Genomic DNA, 19,179 nt, shown 5'->3' with positions numbered 1-19,179 from the left:
ACAATCCATTGTGTGAATTGTTTTATCTTCATGATTTCCATAATAAATTGTAATGTTCATGAGTATCGCTCCTTTAAAACTGGATAATGACATCCAATTTATACCGTCATCTATTTGTTTAATATTATACCCGATGAAAAAGGAAACTACAACTAAAATCACTAAAAAGCTGATAGGAAAGGGGTTTATAGTGATTTTAACAAGGAATTAAGTAGAATAAAAATACTTATAACTGTATTTTATTACAGAAAATACGAGGTTTTTACTTTTGTTGATGAATAAAAATCCATTTAATGCAAACATATGTACTAAATGAAAAATATACGTTCAGTAGCAAATAAATCCTTAAGATATTAATTACAAACAGATTTCATCGTTTTGCAAAAGGTTCATTGAGAATACGATGAGAAAAAATGAATGAGTGTAAAATTTAATTTATATAAGTCATTCATTTTTCAAACTCTCTAAATATAATCTAAACATCAATCGAACTGATCAATCCTAAAAATAAACTGGTGAAATTCATATGTATTTCTATAAAATCATATCTGCAATTGTTCAATTAGAACAAATATTGATGCTAATTAGTTTAGTGAGTTAGATCATATAAATACGAACCCTATCTCATTTTTAAATTCTGTCTCACTATCATAAGTATACTTTTATAATGAGACAGAATTTGTGTTTTATCAATTGATTCCTAGAATATATATTATGTAAACTAGAAAAAGAAATAAAATCGTTAGGGTCTCCCTTGCTCTTAGATCCTTGGAATACTTTGCTTTTCCTTTAAAATGTGTAGGTTCCTTTTAAATCAGCTGTTTTTGCTTTCGGGATTTTAATTTTTGGGTTGTGAACAGAACTCTCAAAGATCGCCTGAATGACGCGCTTAAGGTCAAATGAATTAAATTATGTACAAGCTATGGATAGATTATATCTTAGAAATGGTTAAAATGACCGCTCACTTAATCGCAATCTCCTGAATACGCCAGTACGTATCATTTTATATGTAATTAAGTAATGCCTTATGCTTTATCCTAGAACTTTACAATTTTGCATCCCAAGTTTAAAGTAGCTATGAATCAGTGTGATAGTAGTTGATTTAATGTAGAAGCGAAAAAAAGGAAAAAGAACAACTTCTTCCCCTCCATCCGCTTGTCATACAAACTTTTCGAGTTACTAGTTTCAAGGCTTCACTCACTAAGGTACGTTTCCTAATCGTAGTCATGAATTTTATCAAATAGCCCAAATTTATTTCTTTTGTAAGTAAACAATGGTGATTCATTAAGAATACAAACTGATTGAACATTAAGTGAAAAATAGCACATGGTGTAACCAGAACACCATGTGCTATTTTTAATTATTTCGTTAATCCGCAAAAACCTGAATCATCCACTTCCTGCATACCATTATCTAGCGCGTACCGAACTTGTGAACACTTCCATAAAGTTCTACTAAATCCAGAAGGGTTTTCCTTCTTTTCCTCTGCCACTTTTTTCTGTGTTTCAGTAGGTAATTTTGGAATAAGATAAGCCGCTGCTTTTTCTTCTTCTACCATGACGGGTGTTACTTTAATGAATAACCCATCTTCGGCAATAGACTTTTCTTCATCTTCGGCACGATCACGTTCACTTTTTTCTTCCGCTTTTCTAGTTCGTTCTTGCTCCTCTTCTGCATGTTTCGCGATAGCTGCTGAATCTTCCCACAATGGTGCTTCTTCTTCAGAGGGAACAGTCTTGTCTTCTCCTTGTAGGGAGGATTCTGAAGAATAATGATCGCTCTTTGATTGTTCCTTTTCTACTGAATTACTTTTAGGGTGTTCTGTTGCGGACCCATGGGCATTACCTGCAGGAGTGTTTCCTTCTTTTGATGAAGGTGTCTCTTGTTTATACGTTGGAGACTGCTCCGCTACATGAGTTGAATTAGTTTTATTGTTGGTTGTTTCTTCTTTTTTAACTTTCTCTCTCTCTGTTTGGTCCGATGACGTAATTTCTTTTTTTGCAGTATTTGATTGATTTTCTTGAGATGTTTGCGCACCTTCCCCACAGCCTGCCAAAAATCCTAGTGTTAAAAACGGAAGTGCCAGTAAGCGTTTCATCTTCATAACAAGTTCCTCACCTTCTTATTCATTGGATGATTGACTTCAATGCAGCGAACTACTTAAGTTCGTACCTACCTTTGTTTCGTTTGCTTTATAGGTTGGATCAGGTGTTTTTAGACTTCGCATCTATTTTTTATATAAAGGAAAATCAACTGAAATTCACTTGCATATAAGCTTATTCTAAGATGAATTTGTAATTATATTTTTCCGCAACATTAACTAATTGTTGCATCTGCTCTGGAGTTGGACCTTGGAAATCTGGTAGCCCAGAATCTTTTGGAACTTGTAAGCCTAATTCTTTTACAAAGCTGTCAAATTTAGCTGGTGATGCTGTGACAATCATTTCTCCACCGTCAATTCCGGCCTCAAATCGATGTGGAATTCCTTTAGGAGCAAAAACGTACTCGTTTTCATTTACCTCAAAGATTTCATCACCTACAAAAAATATAAATCTCCCTTTTTTTATATAAAAAGTTTCATCTTCATTTTCGTGGACATGCAAAGGAGGCCCCATTTTGGGAGGTTCTACAAGGTGAACAACTGAAAAGGCACCATTAGTATCTTCTCCTGAAGCTAATATCGTAATTGTCTCTTGCATAAAATGATACGTATTTTGGTCATTTGGAATTCCGTGTAAAGGTTTGATTACTATATTTTTTAACTCACTCATAAATTATCCCTCATTTGTAATTTAATTTTAAAGGTATTCATCTATCATCTAAAAACCTACTACAGTATTAGTAACCATCTACCGTAACATCAGTAATGGACCCATCACTAGGACTTACTTGATACCAACCTTGTGTAGCTGTATGTTCCTCTCCTGTTTCTTCATTATCTACAACGCTCTCATAAACATGGATAATATAGTTTCCTGAATCGTCAAGGTGATCGTATTCTACAAGAAGAGGTGAATCTTCAGATATGCCTTGTTGGTCACGAACTAGCTGGATAGCTTGCTCTTGGGAAACTGTTTGTTCGGCTGGTTCCTCTTCCTCAAGGGTTTCTGTATCTTCTTCTTGCTCTGATTCTGATTCTGTTTGCGCCTCATCTTCCGAATCAGCCTGAGCTTCTTCCTCATCCGCTTTTGCCTGAGCTTCCTCTTCCTCCTGCTGTTTCTTCTCTTCTTCTGCTAAACGTTCTTCTTCCGCTTTGCGATCTGCTTCTGCCTGAGCTTCAGCTTCTGCATCAGCCTTGGCCTGCGCCTCTTCTTCTTTTTGTCGGTCTTCTTCTAGCTGCGCGTAGTAATCATCTAATTCTTTTTCCATTTGCTGCTGCTCAAGGTCTGATAATTGCTTTTGTTGTTCTTGTATTTGGTTTTGAAGCAAAGCAATTTGTTCTTCTGAAGCATTATCAACAAAATTGATGTTTTCTACATAATCACCACTGGCGTCAAAATTAACTTCCATCATACAAAAAACATTTTGCTCTTGATTAATCCCGTAGTAAATATACTGATTGTCACCTACTTGGATATACTGATAACCATTCATTACGTTTAATAAGTAATCGCGATCAGCTTCTTTAGAATTAACTGCTTTTTTAATGGTTGATGCTTTTGTTTGTAATGTATTCGGCGATGATTCTTTTACAGCCGTTTTATTGCCATTTTCTTTCGTATGAACCGCTGTTGATTTCTCTGTAGGCTCTTCTTTTTGCGATACAGTCTCACTGGACTCCTCGCTACAGGCTGCTAGCAATATAGCTAACAGTGGAATACCAAAAGCAAGTTTCAACATTTTCATAGACTATTATCCCCTTTTTTTATCTTTTTTAGGTTTTATATAATTCTAAAGAACTATAAAACCTTAGGGGTTATTATACCAAAATTAAGAAAATATAAGAATATTTTCTTGTTTGATTTATGGTATTTTTTTGAAAAGATTATCTTTTTATGCATAAAAAAACACAAAGCCATGTACTTTTCATAACACGGCTTTGTGTGTTCGTAATCGATGTTAATGATGAAATCCATTGTCGTATTTCGTGTCTTTAAGAACAGGTCTATCCAATGAGTTAAGAAATTCAACGGCTTGTTTGAAATTAACCATAAATAAATGAGCAAGGTCTCTTGAAAATCCATTTCTAACAACAATGCGCATGATTGTGATTTCTTCCATGTCTGCTGGGAGTGGATAAGCAGGCACTTGCCATCCATACGTGCGCAATTGTCTAGACAGGTCATAAAGAGTCCAGTTTGGCGTGTATCCTTCTTTTAGTTTCCAAGCAAGAACTGGGATATCTGAACCATCGGCGATAATTTCGAATGCGTCCATTTCTCCAATTTCTTTGCTGAGAAACAGCGCGTTTTCTTGGGAGGTTTTTTGCACGGCATAATAGCCCTCTTTACCTAAACGTAAGAAATTGTAGTACTGTAAAAGGACTTGTGCTCCTGGTCTAGAGAAGTTAAGTGCAAAAGTTGGCATGTTGCCTCCTAAGTAAGAAACGCGGAAAATAAGATCTTCAGGCAAGTCTTCTTTTTCTCTCCAAATCACCCATCCTAAGCCAGGATAGACTAAACCGTACTTGTGTCCCGATACGTTAATGGACTTTACTCGCGGCAAGCGGAAATCCCAGATAAGGTCTGGTTGAAGAAACGGAGCGATAAAACCTCCAGAAGCAGCGTCTACATGGATAGGAATATCTAATCCTGTCTTTTCCTGTAACTCATCCAATGCTTTTGCAATAGCAGCAATTGGTTCGTAAACTCCTGTATATGTGACTCCAAGAATCGGTACGACACCAATTGTATTTTCATCAACCGCATTAATGACGCCTTCTGCATCTAAATAAGGATGATCTTCATTAATGTTCACATAACGAGGCTCTACGTCCCAATAGTTTGCGAATTTCTCCCATACCACTTGAACGGATGAACTAAATACAATGTTCGGCCGTTCTGTTGATAGCCCTTTACTTTTACGCAGTTTTTGCCAGCGTCTTTTTAACGCAAGTCCGCCAAGCATACATGCTTCAGATGAACCCGTAGTTGAAACGCCCATCGTTGTATCTGGATTAGGAGAATTCCACAAATCCGCTAAAATACGTACGCATCTCTCTTCAATAGCCGCTGTCTGCGGATACTCATCTTTATCAATCATATTTTTATCAAAAGATTCGCCGTACAAACGCTTTGCATCAGGCTCCATCCACGTAGTAACAAAGGTAGCTAAATTTAAGCGGGCATTCCCGTCTAAAGCAATTTCGTCATGAATGATTTGATAAGCTGTTTCGGGAAGCATACCTTGATCACTAATACGAAGCCTTGGAATCGTCACTTCTCCTTGTCGAGAAAAAAGCGGATTAACAGGAAATTCATCAGGTAAATTTTTTTGTTCACGATGCGGATGCCATTGAGGCATAAAGTATCATCTCCTTATGTATATCTAACAAATTGCTTTACGTTCCACCTGGTGTTGTAACAAGCAGGTCTCCTTTACACATTATGAGCTTTGAAACCTATTTTCATTCTTTTCATTATTCGCAGCACGTAAGGACGAACTTTATTTAATAATACCCATGAAAATAGTCTTATCAAACTCAAAAGGTGTAAGATATAGTAATATATTCTAAAGGAGGTTTTTAGATGGAGAAACAAGGAATTATTTTGCAAGACAAGTTTTTCGAATTAGGTGAATCTCCTATTTATAATGAATCACAAGACATTGTTGGAAATTTCGCATATAAGTTATCTATTGCTAATAAATTTGAGATTTTGAAAAACGAAGAGATCGTGTTTACAGGTAAATCTAAAATGTTTGCCCTTATGCCAAAGCTGATTATTTCAGATCACCACGGAAATGAAGTTGGAATGATTCAACGGAAATTCACTTTTTTTAAAAAGAAGTATCTTTATATTAGAAACGACGGCGATACATATGAAATTACGGGGAATATAACAGATCGTAAATTTGACGTTTTGCGTTCCGGCGTTCCTGTCATTCAAGTCCGCACACTTTCTTCATTTCTGTCATTACGTCCACACACGTTTGCTTTAGAATTTCTCGAACCTGATCTTGATAAGTGGGAAGGAATTGCGGTTGTACAAGGTGTAAGGATGATGGTAAAAGACGAAAACAGCAGTACAGCTACTGCTCCGGCTCAATAGTGGTTATGTGATATCAAAAAACGAACAAACTTTATATTGAAGTTTGTTCGTTTTTTGATTAAGGACCGAATACTAACGTACCGATGACATGGTAGCCAATTGGTACAAGAAACAAGATGATATTTAAAATAATCGCCCATAGACAGAGCTTGTCTTTTTTTATAAAAAAACCAATAATTGCAGGAACAACCATGAGCGGAACTAAAAAGATAGGTGCGATAATAGGAAGACCTTGAAGCTTTTCAGCCGCAATAAGTCCTGTAAAAAAGTTAAGGATCAATAAAGTATTAATAATGACATATAAAAGTGAAATTCCTCCGAGAATTCCACCTATTATCCCGCTTTTAGTTGTTTTAACAGTAGTATCCATGCTTCTATCACCTCATTTCTAGAAATATAAGTAAACTATACTATAATGTGGTTTTTATTGTAAAGGTATGGAGAAAGCAGCTGGTGAAAGCATATGACGAAAAAAACACTGTAGCGATTGCTACAGTGCTTGTTATAAACAGTGCATTTTTTCTTCTGCTTCTTTCCAAGGAACCGTATATCCCTGTCCTTTGGCGCAAAAGACAGAGGATGAGCTGTATTCCGGATCTGCCTCTTTATTGTAGCGGATTCGTTCAATCACTTCTTCTTCATTATGACAACGTTCATACCCTCCGAATAATAGAGACATCGCTCCTTTTCCGTGCGTAAAAGATGCTAGCGTCGAACCGTAGTTCATAAAAGTAGCAACAGGAACTTTTCCTGTAATAACCGCTTTGTTTTCGGTTGTTACAGGAGAATCAAAGCGACCGTGTGCACTTTGAACATCAGCTAATACTCTGCCCATTTGATCAATATCCACTTTAATTTTAAAATCATAATACGGTTCTAGCACAATGTTTTTGGCTTTTTCTAAGCCTTGTCGCAGTGCACGGTACGTTGCTTCTCTAAAATCTCCTCCGCTTGTATGCTTATTATGAGCCCGTCCAGTACATAACATCACTTTTAAATCAGTAATAGGCGACCCCGTTAGCAAACCGTGATGCGGCTTTTCAAATATATGCTGACGGACTAGATTTTGATACCCAACGGATAAATCATCGGCGTGACAAGCATTTTCAAAGGTAATTCCGCTGTTTCGTTCCGCTGCTTCTATTTTCAAGTGAACTTCTGCATAGTGTTTCAACGGTTCAAAATGCCCGTAGCCCATCACTGTATTTTCAATGGATTCTTTGTACAAAATTTCTGGTTCTTCAAACTGTACGTTTATATTAAAACGTTCTTTTATCAGTTTTTCGAGAACTTCAAGCTGAATGGCTCCCATCACATGAATATGAAGCTCTTGAGTCCTTTCTTCCCACGTCACATGTAAAGAAGGATCTTCGGCATCTAATAGTTGAAAAAGTTTAATTCCTTCTTTTGGATGAACAGAAGGCTCAAAAACAACTTTTGATTTTAACGTAGGCAAAAGTTCGTAGGAGCGGCTTTCTTTTAACGTTCCAAGACCGTTTCCAACGGATGCTGAAGTCAATCCTGTAACTGCAAAAAGTTCGCCGGCTGAACCTTCATTTACGTTTTTGAATGCGCTTCCGTTATAAGCACGAATTTGAGTGATTTTTTCTTCGTATAGCTCTTCGTTTTTTTCATAAGCCACTTCATCACGCACTTGCAGTGTCCCGCTTAGAGCTTTGATAAACGTGATGCGCATGCCGTTTTCATCGTGCCGAATTTTATATACACGCCCTGAAAATGCTTCTTCCTGCGAGTAGTGGGTTTCTGATAGCAAATCGAGCTTTTCTAAAAAACTTTCAATACCGATGTCTTGCAAAGCTGAGCCACAAGCACACGGGAAAATCCGATTGGCTTGAATAAGCTTTTGCATAGCCGCTTTCCAATAAGCTTGATCATTCTTGCCTTCCATAAATGCATCTAAAAGCTCTTCATCTTTTTCAGCTGTAAATTCAATAAGTTCCTCACTTAACGAGCCGTCTATAAGCTCTGAAGTTATGTCAAAAACATCAGGGGTTAAGTTATGTTTAATATCATTTATAACACGTTCAGGATCTGCTCCTACACGATCGATTTTATTGATGAAAAAGAATACGGGCACACGATGTTTTTGAAGCAGCTGCCAAACCGTTTCTGTATGCCCTTCCACTCCCTCGACTGCGCTTAAGATAACAATCGCATAGTCCATCACTTGAATAGAACGTTCCATTTCAGGTGAAAAATCGACGTGGCCAGGCGTATCAATTAAATAATAAGTAGAACCGTTATATGAAAAAGTTCCTTGGTCAGCAAATACCGTAATGCCCCGTTCTTTCTCAATCGTATGAGTATCAAGAAACGAATCTTTGTGGTCAACTCTTCCTCGCTGTTTAATACTTTTTGTGTGGTAAAGAAGCTGCTCGGAAAACGTAGTCTTCCCTGCATCCACATGCGCTGCAATACCGATTGTTTTGTTAGATTGTTTCATTGTTAAATACCACCTTACTGCTGTATGTATAGCTGTTATTCTCTATTTTATAATAATCGTAAGAAAAAGTGGACGACAAAGGCCTAGAGCTGCTTACATCAAAAAAGAATGCGTGATTAAACATCGCATTCCTTTTTTTTACGGTGTTTGATATCTTTTTTGCCTTTTGCTATAAAAATAGCTGCTATAAGGCACCCAATTCCAGCTAAATGCATGATGTTATTACCTGTTGCGCCTAGACTGTTACTAGTCAAACCAACTAAAATACTACCAAGTATAATCAATAAAACAGCAAGCATGAACTTCATCTTTTCACTCTCCGTTAGCGTTAGTAAGTTATTAAATATGATTTGCATATGAATCATATAAAACAGTAAGTAGTACTAGATATTCAATTGCGAATGTATTAATCAACATCTAGTCAACCATAATATTATTATGAAAATAATAGTGTGGATTCAAACGCTCATGGTACCATATTCTAATCGATTTATATGTTATCATACATAAATTGTTAAAAGTACATTTTTTCACCTTTCACTATCAAAAAAGCAGCCTCTTTACTAAGAGACTGCTTTTTTAATGACAACTGATAAATCCTGATTAAGAAGCTTTTTTTAATCGTTCTTTTTGTTTCTGTTGATAAGAAGAAAAATAAATAAGACCTACAAATACAGCTCCTCCTATCATATTTCCAATAAAGGTAGGGATAATATTTGTCATAAAATCAATCCATGTAAAGTGACCTGCAAAAATAGCGGCGGGAATAATAAACATATTGGCTACAACGTGCTGAAAGCCAATCGCAACAAATGCCATAATCGGAAACCAAATACCAAGAATTTTCCCCGTAACGTCGTTAGCGCCGTATGAAAGCCAAATAGCTAAACATACAAGCCAGTTGCAGCCCACGGCAGAAATAAGCGTTTTAAAAAATGAGTCGTCAATTTTAGCTTGAGCAATTGCTACCGTTTTATCTAAAAAAGGCCCCGTTTCTGTTAACCCGACAATATGTCCAAAGAAATACGCAATAAATACGGCACCTAAAAAGTTAGCAAGCGTGACCCAAAACCAGTTATGAAGCAAGTGACGAAGCGAAATTTTTCTTGCATACAGGGCAATGGAGACAGACATCATATTCCCCGTAATGAGCTCTGCTCCGCCAAGTACTACCAGCATAAGACCTACAGGAAAGACGGCCCCTCCTAAAAGATTTGATAAACTTCCCCATTCAGTTGGTAAATTACCAATGACGCGCACATCTAGTAAAAAACCAAGCGCAATAAACGCGCCTCCTAAAAACCCAAGCATAAGAATAGAAGAAAGGGATAACTTCGTCTTTGAAACCCCTGCTTCTAAAGCGATGTTTAACATTTTATCCGGCTTGTGAAATGCCATAAAACTCCTCCTTAATTAAAAAAGGCAACACTCAAAAACACCTTTTACACAAGGTTTTTGAATGCTGCCTAATAATCCTGCACTTTCTTTACAGTATATCAGTCATCATTATTTATAATAAAACTAAATAAAAAACAAGCAGATCCTACTTCTCTTTCATTTAATTAAATTATGTATTTTACATTCTTCTACTGAATATTGGTTTCAAACACAAATACGGAAACGGCGATATCTTCTTCCACTTTGATATCGGAAAATAAATAGCTCAGCTTAGCTCCTAACAAGTCTTCAAGTCCTTTTGGAGGAGATGAAGCATAAAGGTTTTGAATAAGCTTCGTTCTTGCCATATGTACCGTCTCTTTACCTTCGGTTGTTCTCGCGATAAATTGTTCAGCTGGCGTTAAGTTGCCGTACAAAGTTGAAATAGCCATGTTTTGAACGAATACAGTATGAATTCGTTCTGGACCTTTTCCAAAAAGTTTTTTGCGCAGCTTTCGGATAATATCATTAAAATCATGTATTTTTTTAGACACCGGTGTATGCCTCCGCTTATCTCGAGTATGTCTGTCCTGCTCATTCAAGTTTTCAACTAAGAATAAGTTACATTATACATGACGACGTTTACATTGTATACAATGTATCTGTTTTATCCCCGTTAATCCAAACAATCGCAAAATCATTACGAAATGATAAAAAAATCCTTCACTTATTAAAGTGAAGGATTACCTTTATATCTCTACTTAAAGGTTACAAATGAATTCTCAGTTATCAAAGAAATAACTAAGAACTTTGACAAGATAGCATGTCAAAATAGTCAAGTGGTATGTTTGTACCAGTACTTAATGCTATCACGTTAAAGTCATGGAATCCACTTAGTTTACTTTCATAATACTTTATTTAATTTAAATATTCTTTTTTGATAGGTAGCCCTTAATCTTCATCACGATCTGCTCTAAATTCATCATCAGATAATGAATTTAGTTGATGGCTAAGCTTTTCGTAGTTATCTTGTTTTTGATTTTGTTGTACATCATTAGATATAGGAGTTTTACTAGAAACAGTAGATTTTTTTCTAGTCTCTTCGCTTCCGCTAACTCCAAACCCAACATTGTTATCTGTCATCGGATTCACCTCTTTAACTGTTATTATGGAGAATTGCTCTAAAAAAATAACAGGAAACAAAAGGGACTCCCACTTAGCTAATAGCGGTCCAAGCTTCCTTATTTAACCTAAACCGTATTTAAATAAGAAAATGACCCGCTTTAACTCCATAGACAATACCGATAAAAAAACTTGCTATACCTAGTGTTTGACTTTTACATAAATACTTTATAGTTAAGCCTGGAATCAGACCCCATATAATGATGAAAATAGCGAACGATACTATAATAGAAGACCATGCATCTTGCCCTGATATACTTATACCTTGCATAAACGTTTCTCCTTTCAGTACTTATATCGGGAGAACATAAATTTTTTATAGTATCTTACTGTACGAACTAAAAAATTCAGGTGACCTGTCCATATATGCTTTTACAGCGAATGGTGGCGTTCAAGCTCGATTGTTTTTGGTTTTTGCCATATTAATACCCCTGCCGCTACGTACATAAACGAAGTGATGTAAAAAAGGCTTCCGATTGTCAGAAAATCAATGATATACCCTGTTGCAATAACGGCCAAGGCTGCCCATATAGAGGTCCATAAATGATAGTGTCCTACTTGTTTTCCTGTGTGATCACGATCTGTCTGCCTAGATAACGCTATTTTTTCTGCTGTTTTTTGAAGAGCTCCAAGCAGACCCATTATAATTTGAATGATATACACCTGTGTGATCGTTGTTAAAACAGGAATCACAATCATAACAACGGCCATCCCAAACGTATATAAAAGAAGCAAGCGCTTTTCTCCTACTCTGTCACTCCATGAACCGATCAACGGATGACTCAAAGCTGCGGTTAAAGCAAAAATTCCGTAAGCTAAGCCAAATTGTGAATAGCTATCGCCAAGATTTCGAAGCAGTAAAAGGTAAAAAGGAAACACAATACTGCTTGCGGTAATCATCAGGCTTTGTGAATGTAAGAGTTGTTTGTACGTCATTTTCCATACTCCTTATAAAATAAATTAACGAACGTTTCGTTCCGGTCATATTTTCTTTTCAAATTAAAAAAGGCGGTTGTATGAGGGTAAGCCTCTTCTAACTGCTTCTTGCTTGGGTAGCCGTAGTAAGGCAAGTAATAGCTTCCCTGATGCTGCAGCGTCACATCCACCATTTTTCGGACAACTCTTTGTGTATCAGAGATGCCTTGATTGTCTCTTTTCTGGTTAATAAGTAAAACAAGAGCAAACATATCGTCTTTTGCATAAGACATGACGGCTTTATTATCCTTCTCTACATAGCGAACGGTAATGTTCAATAAATTTAATTCCTCAGTTGATAACACTTGACGTAAATCATCGATGTAAGAAGCAAATTCATCAACTGGAACAAAGTATTCTTGCAAAATTTCCGTCTGGCTAGCACTTTCGTATTCCATAAAATCACTTTCAGAACGCATAACATTATTTCTTGTTTCAAGCCGTCCATTTTGTTTTAAGAAATAAGCCTTTTGTGTTTCCCACAGCATATCTTTGCCCCAGTCGCTATACCGAGACAGCCCTAGCATAAATTTAGGAAGTGCCACTATTTTTTCTGTCTTGAGCGGTTCGTTTGCAGTAGAAGTATTTTGAGAAGATAAACGGTAGTTTGTGACGTACATATCTGTTAGCAATTGATTAGGAGAAACAGAAATACGCGCCATATGCATACGAACGTCAGGGTTCTGCTGTACGTAGTTTTTAAAATACGCTGTATACTGCCTATAATCTAAGCGAATAATTTCATCTTCGTACCATTCATCGTCCGTCAAACGAAGCGTCACATCTAAAATGACCCCAAATAACCCGTAGCCTCCGTTTACTAAAGAAAACAGCTGGGGGTGTTTCGTCCGGCTAATTTCGATAATAGATCCGTCCGCCTGCAGTAGACGCATAGATTTGACCGTATCCATTAAAGAACCGTATCGAATATCTCTGCCGTGTACGTTCACGCTGATAGAACCTCCAACGGTAAAAATATTTTGTGATTGCATAACCTGAAGAGCAAGGCCGTCTTTATGTATATATTGCTGAATATCATTCCACGTTGTCCCGCTTTGAACCGTAATTTCTTTTTGACGGGGCTTGTAATCTATAATTTTATTGTACTGCTTCATATCAAGTAAAATAGCATTAGGATAGTACGTCTGCCCTCCTTGGCTGTGCTGCATCCCTGAAATCGCTATTTTTTCATGATGCTGTGAAGCAGTTTTCACCCAATTTTTAAGCTGTTTTTCAGTGGTCCCATGCTTTATTTCTTTAACTTTTGTAGGAAGAAGCTGTGCAACATCCTCCGTTACAGGACGGGTTTGCTGCTGTTTATAGATATGATATGAGGTATACGAACCTACTAGATAAAAAGATAAAAAAGATCCTAACAACAGGTTTTTCTTCATCACAAACTGTAAGCTCCTTTCTTTATTTCTGTGAAATTATACCATACAAAAAGTGAAATAACACTAATATAGTGTATTTTTACACTATATTATAACTTATTTTGAGAAAGTATATGAAAAAAGCTTGTAATTTAATGTATGTTAACCTTATTGAAACAAAAAAAGAAAAGACACTAGGTCTTTTCTTTTTTTGTTTTTTATTTTTCAGCTTCGTATGCAACTAAAGCTACTCTTTTTCCCAACGTTTGTTGAAACTGCTCTTCTAGTTGTTTAAGCTTCGCATGCATATCATCGTTAATTGAAGCTGGCTCAAAGGTCATTTTTGTTTGCTCCATCGGATACTGTCACCTCTTTCATATGTGTATGTTCTACTTTTTCCAATATAAAAGAGGTCTATGACGATTTGACGAAAGTTTATAAATTAAATTTGCTAATGAGCGCTGTTAATTGTTCTGCCATTTGAGACAGAGATTGTGCGGAAACAGCAATTTCCTCCATTGAAGCCAGCTGCTCTTCAGTTGATGCAGCCACTTCTTCAGATGTAGCTGCATTTCCTTTAGCAAGGATTGCCATTTCACCTGCTGTACGAGCCACTTCTTCAACCGCTGCTGAAATTTGCTGAGCAGTCGCAGCCACTTCTTCTACTTGCGGAGTCGTTTCATTCATGCTGCTTAGAATTTGTTCGAATTTTTGAATAGCCGTTTGTGATATTGTTCGTCCTTCTTCAACTTTGTTTGTAACTTGCTCCATTGTATGTACAGATTCCTGAGTATCTTGTTGAATAGCTTGAATAAGCTCAGAAATTTGAGACGCGGACACTTGTGATTGTTCTGCCAGCTTTCTCACTTCCGCTGCTACAACAGAAAAACCTTTTCCATGTTCCCCAGCTCGTGCCGCTTCGATTGCAGCATTTAAGGCTAGTAAATTTGTTTGAGCAGCAATGCCGCTGATTACTTCTAAAATAGTTCCAACTTCTTTTGAACGTTGAAACAAAGTACGAATCGTTGTATTAGATAGCTCGACGGACTGAGAAATGGATTCCATTTGTTCGACCGTTTCTCTCACGGCTTTTCCACCTTCTACCGCTTCAGACGTTGTGTGATTTGATAGCTGAGAAACAGTTTCTGTACGCTTGGCAATCGTATAAACTCCTTGTACAATCTCATCTAAAGAAGCTGCATTTTGGTCAATAACAGCCGTTTGTTTTTCCGCACTAGAAGCCACTTCTTGTATCGCAACCGATACTTGTTCAGTCGCAGCGCTCGTTTGCTGCGAACTGGCCGTTAGCTCTTCTGAAGAAGCAGCCACTTGTTCTGCACTCATTTCAACATTTTGAATTAATGTACGAAGGTTGTTTTGCATCTGACTAAAAGCATACCCTAACTCACCGATTTCATCCTTTGAATTGACGGTAATCGCTGTTGTCAAATCTCCTTCACTAACGCTTAGAGCCTGATTCTTAAGCTGTTTGAGCTGTTTAATAATTGATTGCAACACCACAAAAATGGTAAGACTCCCGATTAACAGACAAACTACAATAATAAATAGTGTTTTGTAAAAAATAGGATGTGCTGCTTCACTCACTTCTGATGAATACATAGTGCCTGCAACTTTCCAGTTCGTTGTTTTATTTGTCGTAAAGACCATCTTTTTTTCATCACCGTTAAAGGTATATTCAAAGAATCCGGATCTCTTTGCATAAAGCTTGTCAAAAAGAGAATCTGTTGCTTTTGTACCTGCTTTTTCCGTAGGGTGAACAATATATTTTCTTTCTCCATCTAAAAGAAATGGATATCCTTTTTCTCCGATTTTCACTTTGCTGACAGCTTTATTGATGCGGCTTATATCTAAATTTAAAGCAATAACCCCTGTGCCATCAGCCGTTGTTTTTGCTACAGTAATAACGGTTTGACCTGTAGAGGCTGAGGGATAAGGTTCAGTGACAACTGTTTTCCCTTTGTTTTGCATGGCTAGCTTGTACCAATCTCGTTTTCTGGGATCATAGCCTGCTTGTGTCACTTTTTTAGGCGCTTGAATAAACTTCCCCTGCTGATTTCCTGTAAAAATGCTGACGGCTTCTGGATGAAGCGAAGCATATAAGTTAAAATTTTTGCTTAAAGTAGCCATATCTTTTTCATTGTAGCGCTCGTTGTTTACCACTGATGCAAAAAACTCTACATCATGAATTTTTGGTCCAATGGTATCGTCAATCACCGAATTAATGGACTGAACATTTTGCTGTGCTGTGTTAATAATTTGGTTGTCAATTTCATGTTTCGCTGTTATGTAAGCTGATACACCTATCGTAACAGATGGCACTAATAAGATCGCTGCAAATGCTAGCCCCAGCTTTGTCTTAAAGTTATTAATGGACCTTTTTTTTCTTACTCTCTCCATGCTATGTAGCCTCTCTCTCTGTAGTTAAAAGTGATCGTGCACTTCCTTTCTATCGGCAAGACTTCATATTCCTTTAGTCATCGAGTGTATACATAATTAACAATGGGAGTGAAAAGATAAGAGTACGATAAAAAAAGTAGGTGATTTTAATGGAAGAAAGTAAAAACAGCAAGTCTTTTTCAATGTTTGAAACAGAAAAGGTTCAGCGCGGAGAAGAAAAAGATATTTTTAATATCTATAAAGAAGGAGTAAAAATTGCGGAAGTAAGAGGAACGGATCCTCAAACTCAGCAGGTTATTCCGATGCATGACTTGAACGACTATGAAGAAAATAAGCTTCACGAATATATCGCTCATTTAGACCACACAACGTAAACGTAAAAGTGCTAAAACAAGAGTCCCCTCTTGTTTTAGTCTCTAGAATCATAAAAAACATGTTCAAAGTGCAGCGTGTCTTTTTGTATGTACAGCAGTCCAAACGAAAATTGCTTTTGACGCCGCTTGTCAGTAGCGGAACCTGGATTAAACAATGTAATATCACCAATTTGTTTATGAACAGGAATATGAGAATGACCAAAAATTACTGCATCGACTTGTTGATGTTCAAATGCCAAAAGTGCACGTTTTTCAGTCGTTTTTCCTTTGCCATGACCGTGGACTACGCCAATCGTAACATCATCAAACGGAAGAAGTAATGAAGTTGGAAGTACTTGCTGAAGCTCTTCACTGTCCACATTTCCAATCACGCCGTGTACAGGAGCAAAAACGCGCAGTTCATTGTAGACATCTATCGTTTGAAAATCTCCGGTATGAATAATCGCATCAGCTGTTTTCAGTTCGGCTAGGAGTCTTTTTGGAAAATGTTTCGCTCTTTTGGGGATATGAGTGTCACCTAAAATAACGATCTTCATTTATGATACGCTCCTTTTTCATTCAATATGGTGTAGTGTAGCGTATTATGTTGTAATGAAGCAACTCTATACGGAGCGTCAGGCAAAAAATTTCTCTTTTTCGTTTAAGTTTGCGAAAATACTTTACATACTAAGTTACAGAATGGAGTTTTCGAAATGGAAGTAAAAATTAATCGAAACGCAGCAAAAGTATTAAAAAATGCCTTGGCTAGCCCAGAAGGTCAAGGAAAAATGATCCGTGTATATGTAACTATCGACCACGGTGATCATGCGCATTATGATTGGAAATTCGATACGCCGACTGAACATGATGAAATCGTAAAAACAGATAAAGATATCGATATCGTTTTAGATAAACGCGAGAAATTTTTAGAAGGCGTATGGATTCAATATTTCCACGTTCCAGAGCCTGAATTTGTGATTAGCAGCCTTCACCACGCGCATCACCATCATTAATACAAAAAACACACCTTGTTTTATAGGTGTGTTTTTTCGTTTGTGCAACAGGCAAAAATTTTATTGATGAAAGAAGAGATAAAATTTTGTTGAAGCAATAAAAATGAGCTATAGTGGAATTACGGATGAAAGAAAAGAGGTTAGCGTATGAAAGTAAGTGTGTTAGTAAGGTCTATTTTAGTTGTTATTTTATATAATTTATTCGTTCTGTACATCGGATGGAACGCTTGGGTGTGGCTTCACACAATGTTTGAAGTGGAAAACAAATGGATTCTTACGGTGATCGTTGTGTTTTTTGCTTATTCCTTTATCATCAGTCGCGCGTTTCAACAAGTGAGCATGTTTAAAATTGTAGGATCGTATTGGTTAGGATTTATTCAATATTCAGTTCTTTTGCTTCCTATAAGTAATCTAGCCGTATATATTCTCACTTTTCTAGGCGCTTCGCTTTCTACAGCTATCGATTCAATCGGACTTTTCATGATTGCTGCTTTTTTATTCATTTTTGCTTACGGTACGTATAATGCTTACAGTCCTGTAGTAAGAAAATATACAATTTCGCTTCCTAAAAAGACGAATCGGAAAAACCTTCGCATTGCCGTAGCATCTGATATGCACTTTGGCACATTGTCCGGCAAAAAACATTTACAGCGGCTAATCACTCATGTACAAAAGATACAGCCAGATCTTATTTTACTTCCTGGAGATATTATTGACGATGATCCCCACGTATTCTTTAAAAAAGAAATGGATTATATGATGAAGCAGCTCAAAGCGCCTTTAGGCACATATGGAATTTTGGGAAACCATGAGTATTACGGCGGGAAGATCCCTCAGTTTGTGGAAAGAATGAAAGAAATGAACATTCCTATTTTAATGGATGAAGTGTTAAACATAGGCGATAGCTTGTACTTAATTGGAAGAAAAGATAAGACGGATAAAAATCGAGACAGCTTTTTCGATTTAGCGAGTGAAACGGATCGTTCTCTTCCAGTCATTGCGATGGATCATCAGCCGCTTTCTTTAAAAGAAGCGGAACAAGCAGGCGTAGATTTACTTTTATGCGGTCATACTCACAGAGGACAAATGGCCCCTAATCATTTGATCACAAAGCGGTTATTTGAAATTGATTGGGGCTACAAACAAACTAATCAGCTGCATACCATTGTCTCTTCAGGATTTGGCTTTTGGGGTCCTCCTCTTCGAATCGGAAGCCGGTCAGAAATTATTCAAATTGATATTTCATTTACAAAATAGAGAAAGCCCTAAGGCTTTCTCTATTTTAATGTACGCAGCAACTTCGGAAGTTCTGCGTAAATAGCCACTACTTCATCTATTTTCATCCGAACGAGCCCGCTTGAAGACGGGGCAACAAAATCCATTATTCCTGATACCATCGATTCTTCTTGTTTGCCCCACCTCACTTGCTTGCGTCCGCTGTACTGCTGATAGACACCTTTTCCAACAAAACAAACGATTTTAGGCGTGTATGTAGCGATTTTTTTCTTTAGGATTTCTCTGCCTTCTGCATATTCTTCCTTTGTAATCTCATCAGCTGCCTTTGTAGGACGCTCCACAATATTTGTTAAACCGTATCCTAGCTGTAACAGCGAGTGATCTTCCTCGGGATGGTATTTACGATCTGTTAAACCTGCTTTATGAAGAATCGTCCAGAAACGATTGGTTGGATTAGCAAAATGATGACCCGTTTCACCGGAACGGATGCTTGGGTTAAAACCGACAAATAAAATATCTAAGTTGGGCTGTATATGATCAAAAATAGAGTTCATAGTCATACGCTCCTTACATAGTAAA

21 protein-coding genes are annotated in these 19,179 nt (G+C 37.1%); 4 read left to right on the top strand and 17 right to left on the bottom strand.

Annotated features, from left to right (window positions below):
- Nucleotides 1–1,360: 1,360 nt before the first annotated feature.
- From WKH56_RS16385 to gad, 4 genes are all read right to left on the bottom strand, one after another.
- Nucleotides 1,361–2,104 (bottom strand): hypothetical protein, encoded by a 744-nt coding sequence (locus WKH56_RS16385; RefSeq protein ID WP_048020804.1) that lies wholly within the window; start codon nucleotides 2,102–2,104, stop codon nucleotides 1,361–1,363.
- Between the two features lie 172 nt (nucleotides 2,105–2,276).
- The gene (locus tag WKH56_RS16380; RefSeq protein ID WP_048020802.1) at nucleotides 2,277–2,771 is read right to left on the bottom strand and encodes a cupin domain-containing protein; all 495 of its coding nucleotides are present in this window, start codon (nucleotides 2,769–2,771) and stop codon (nucleotides 2,277–2,279) included.
- A gap of 67 nt (nucleotides 2,772–2,838) precedes the next feature.
- Entirely contained in the window at nucleotides 2,839–3,846 is a 1,008-nt protein-coding gene (locus tag WKH56_RS16375; protein WP_342836102.1) for a hypothetical protein, read from the bottom strand.
- A 213-nt stretch (nucleotides 3,847–4,059) separates the two neighbouring features.
- On the bottom strand, nucleotides 4,060–5,463 hold the full coding sequence (gene gad / locus WKH56_RS16370; RefSeq protein ID WP_033579053.1) for a glutamate decarboxylase: 1,404 nt from the start codon (nucleotides 5,461–5,463) through the stop codon (nucleotides 4,060–4,062).
- A gap of 224 nt (nucleotides 5,464–5,687) precedes the next feature.
- Here gad and WKH56_RS16365 point away from each other — a divergent pair, with 224 nt between their 5' ends.
- The gene (locus tag WKH56_RS16365) at nucleotides 5,688–6,209 is read left to right on the top strand and encodes an LURP-one-related/scramblase family protein (protein ID WP_342836101.1); all 522 of its coding nucleotides are present in this window, start codon (nucleotides 5,688–5,690) and stop codon (nucleotides 6,207–6,209) included.
- 58 nt (nucleotides 6,210–6,267) lie between these two features.
- Here the strand turns inward: WKH56_RS16365 and WKH56_RS16360 are convergent, their stop codons facing one another.
- The 11 genes from WKH56_RS16360 to WKH56_RS16310 form a co-directional block, all read right to left on the bottom strand.
- The gene (locus WKH56_RS16360) at nucleotides 6,268–6,579 is read right to left on the bottom strand and encodes a hypothetical protein (RefSeq protein ID WP_048020795.1); all 312 of its coding nucleotides are present in this window, start codon (nucleotides 6,577–6,579) and stop codon (nucleotides 6,268–6,270) included.
- A 132-nt stretch (nucleotides 6,580–6,711) separates the two neighbouring features.
- Nucleotides 6,712–8,673 (bottom strand): GTP-binding protein, encoded by a 1,962-nt coding sequence (locus WKH56_RS16355; RefSeq protein WP_342836100.1) that lies wholly within the window; start codon nucleotides 8,671–8,673, stop codon nucleotides 6,712–6,714.
- A 116-nt stretch (nucleotides 8,674–8,789) separates the two neighbouring features.
- A complete protein-coding gene (locus WKH56_RS16350) occupies nucleotides 8,790–8,981 on the bottom strand; it encodes a hypothetical protein (protein WP_257042660.1) in 192 nt (63 codons plus the stop codon).
- Nucleotides 8,982–9,276: 295 nt separating this feature from the next.
- Entirely contained in the window at nucleotides 9,277–10,071 is a 795-nt protein-coding gene (locus WKH56_RS16345; RefSeq protein WP_310884502.1) for a formate/nitrite transporter family protein, read from the bottom strand.
- Nucleotides 10,072–10,259: 188 nt separating this feature from the next.
- Nucleotides 10,260–10,604, bottom strand: a complete 345-nt coding sequence (locus WKH56_RS16340; protein WP_310884503.1) for a Na-translocating system protein MpsC family protein — start codon at nucleotides 10,602–10,604, stop codon at nucleotides 10,260–10,262.
- Between the two features lie 397 nt (nucleotides 10,605–11,001).
- Nucleotides 11,002–11,193 carry a hypothetical protein gene (locus WKH56_RS16335; RefSeq protein ID WP_033579060.1) on the bottom strand — a complete coding sequence of 64 codons (192 nt, stop codon included), beginning with the start codon at nucleotides 11,191–11,193 and terminating at the stop codon, nucleotides 11,002–11,004.
- A 118-nt stretch (nucleotides 11,194–11,311) separates the two neighbouring features.
- Nucleotides 11,312–11,503: a hypothetical protein gene (locus WKH56_RS16330; RefSeq protein WP_033579061.1), complete on the bottom strand. Its 192-nt coding sequence runs from the start codon at nucleotides 11,501–11,503 to the stop codon at nucleotides 11,312–11,314.
- A gap of 101 nt (nucleotides 11,504–11,604) precedes the next feature.
- Nucleotides 11,605–12,168 (bottom strand): MFS transporter, encoded by a 564-nt coding sequence (locus tag WKH56_RS16325; protein ID WP_048020783.1) that lies wholly within the window; start codon nucleotides 12,166–12,168, stop codon nucleotides 11,605–11,607.
- Entirely contained in the window at nucleotides 12,165–13,601 is a 1,437-nt protein-coding gene (locus WKH56_RS16320) for an FAD-binding protein (RefSeq protein ID WP_196299092.1), read from the bottom strand. Before WKH56_RS16320 ends, WKH56_RS16325 begins: the two co-directional genes overlap by 4 nt.
- 197 nt (nucleotides 13,602–13,798) lie before the next feature.
- Nucleotides 13,799–13,936, bottom strand: coding sequence for a hypothetical protein (locus WKH56_RS16315; RefSeq protein ID WP_014459963.1), 138 nt, complete (start codon nucleotides 13,934–13,936; stop codon nucleotides 13,799–13,801).
- Nucleotides 13,937–14,015: 79 nt separating this feature from the next.
- Nucleotides 14,016–15,998, bottom strand: a complete 1,983-nt coding sequence (locus tag WKH56_RS16310) for a methyl-accepting chemotaxis protein (protein ID WP_342836099.1) — start codon at nucleotides 15,996–15,998, stop codon at nucleotides 14,016–14,018.
- A gap of 149 nt (nucleotides 15,999–16,147) precedes the next feature.
- Here WKH56_RS16310 and WKH56_RS16305 point away from each other — a divergent pair, with 149 nt between their 5' ends.
- Complete coding sequence (locus tag WKH56_RS16305; protein WP_014459961.1) at nucleotides 16,148–16,372, top strand: hypothetical protein; 225 nt, start codon at nucleotides 16,148–16,150, stop codon at nucleotides 16,370–16,372.
- Between the two features lie 35 nt (nucleotides 16,373–16,407).
- On the opposite strand, the gene WKH56_RS16300 is transcribed toward WKH56_RS16305, so the two are convergent.
- The gene (locus tag WKH56_RS16300; RefSeq protein ID WP_342836098.1) at nucleotides 16,408–16,908 is read right to left on the bottom strand and encodes a metallophosphoesterase family protein; all 501 of its coding nucleotides are present in this window, start codon (nucleotides 16,906–16,908) and stop codon (nucleotides 16,408–16,410) included.
- Between the two features lie 156 nt (nucleotides 16,909–17,064).
- On the opposite strand from WKH56_RS16300, the gene WKH56_RS16295 reads away from it, so the two are divergent.
- Both WKH56_RS16295 and WKH56_RS16290 read left to right on the top strand, forming a co-directional pair.
- Complete coding sequence (locus WKH56_RS16295; RefSeq protein ID WP_013083290.1) at nucleotides 17,065–17,364, top strand: hypothetical protein; 300 nt, start codon at nucleotides 17,065–17,067, stop codon at nucleotides 17,362–17,364.
- Nucleotides 17,365–17,511: 147 nt separating this feature from the next.
- On the top strand, nucleotides 17,512–18,621 hold the full coding sequence (locus WKH56_RS16290) for a metallophosphoesterase (RefSeq protein WP_033579066.1): 1,110 nt from the start codon (nucleotides 17,512–17,514) through the stop codon (nucleotides 18,619–18,621).
- Nucleotides 18,622–18,641: 20 nt separating this feature from the next.
- Here WKH56_RS16290 and mug read toward each other — a convergent pair whose 3' ends face one another.
- A complete protein-coding gene (gene mug, locus WKH56_RS16285; RefSeq protein WP_034266359.1) occupies nucleotides 18,642–19,154 on the bottom strand; it encodes a G/U mismatch-specific DNA glycosylase in 513 nt (170 codons plus the stop codon).
- Between the last annotated feature and the right edge of the window lie 25 nt (nucleotides 19,155–19,179).

The organism is Priestia sp. SB1 (genome assembly GCF_038898415.1).
This window is presented reverse-complemented; position numbering and strand designations above follow the sequence as displayed.

What these genes read in the sequence shown, in the direction of transcription:
- gad (WP_033579053.1), bottom strand. Translation starts at nt 5,463, where the DNA reads ATGCCTCAATGGCATCCGCATCGTGAACAAAAAAATTTACCTGATGAA.
- WKH56_RS16320 (WP_196299092.1), bottom strand. Translation starts at nt 13,601, where the DNA reads ATGAAGAAAAACCTGTTGTTAGGATCTTTTTTATCTTTTTATCTAGTA.
- mug (WP_034266359.1), bottom strand. Translation starts at nt 19,154, where the DNA reads ATGAACTCTATTTTTGATCATATACAGCCCAACTTAGATATTTTATTT.
- WKH56_RS16315 (WP_014459963.1), bottom strand. Translation starts at nt 13,936, where the DNA reads ATGGAGCAAACAAAAATGACCTTTGAGCCAGCTTCAATTAACGATGAT.
- WKH56_RS16300 (WP_342836098.1), bottom strand. Translation starts at nt 16,908, where the DNA reads ATGAAGATCGTTATTTTAGGTGACACTCATATCCCCAAAAGAGCGAAA.
- WKH56_RS16350 (WP_257042660.1), bottom strand. Translation starts at nt 8,981, where the DNA reads ATGAAGTTCATGCTTGCTGTTTTATTGATTATACTTGGTAGTATTTTA.
- WKH56_RS16385 (WP_048020804.1), bottom strand. Translation starts at nt 2,104, where the DNA reads ATGAAGATGAAACGCTTACTGGCACTTCCGTTTTTAACACTAGGATTT.
- WKH56_RS16365 (WP_342836101.1), top strand. Translation starts at nt 5,688, where the DNA reads ATGGAGAAACAAGGAATTATTTTGCAAGACAAGTTTTTCGAATTAGGT.
- WKH56_RS16355 (WP_342836100.1), bottom strand. Translation starts at nt 8,673, where the DNA reads ATGAAACAATCTAACAAAACAATCGGTATTGCAGCGCATGTGGATGCA.
- WKH56_RS16325 (WP_048020783.1), bottom strand. Translation starts at nt 12,168, where the DNA reads ATGACGTACAAACAACTCTTACATTCACAAAGCCTGATGATTACCGCA.
- WKH56_RS16330 (WP_033579061.1), bottom strand. Translation starts at nt 11,503, where the DNA reads ATGCAAGGTATAAGTATATCAGGGCAAGATGCATGGTCTTCTATTATA.
- WKH56_RS16295 (WP_013083290.1), top strand. Translation starts at nt 17,065, where the DNA reads ATGGAAGTAAAAATTAATCGAAACGCAGCAAAAGTATTAAAAAATGCC.
- WKH56_RS16345 (WP_310884502.1), bottom strand. Translation starts at nt 10,071, where the DNA reads ATGGCATTTCACAAGCCGGATAAAATGTTAAACATCGCTTTAGAAGCA.
- WKH56_RS16335 (WP_033579060.1), bottom strand. Translation starts at nt 11,193, where the DNA reads ATGACAGATAACAATGTTGGGTTTGGAGTTAGCGGAAGCGAAGAGACT.
- WKH56_RS16360 (WP_048020795.1), bottom strand. Translation starts at nt 6,579, where the DNA reads ATGGATACTACTGTTAAAACAACTAAAAGCGGGATAATAGGTGGAATT.
- WKH56_RS16290 (WP_033579066.1), top strand. Translation starts at nt 17,512, where the DNA reads ATGAAAGTAAGTGTGTTAGTAAGGTCTATTTTAGTTGTTATTTTATAT.
- WKH56_RS16310 (WP_342836099.1), bottom strand. Translation starts at nt 15,998, where the DNA reads ATGGAGAGAGTAAGAAAAAAAAGGTCCATTAATAACTTTAAGACAAAG.
- WKH56_RS16305 (WP_014459961.1), top strand. Translation starts at nt 16,148, where the DNA reads ATGGAAGAAAGTAAAAACAGCAAGTCTTTTTCAATGTTTGAAACAGAA.
- WKH56_RS16375 (WP_342836102.1), bottom strand. Translation starts at nt 3,846, where the DNA reads ATGAAAATGTTGAAACTTGCTTTTGGTATTCCACTGTTAGCTATATTG.
- WKH56_RS16380 (WP_048020802.1), bottom strand. Translation starts at nt 2,771, where the DNA reads ATGAGTGAGTTAAAAAATATAGTAATCAAACCTTTACACGGAATTCCA.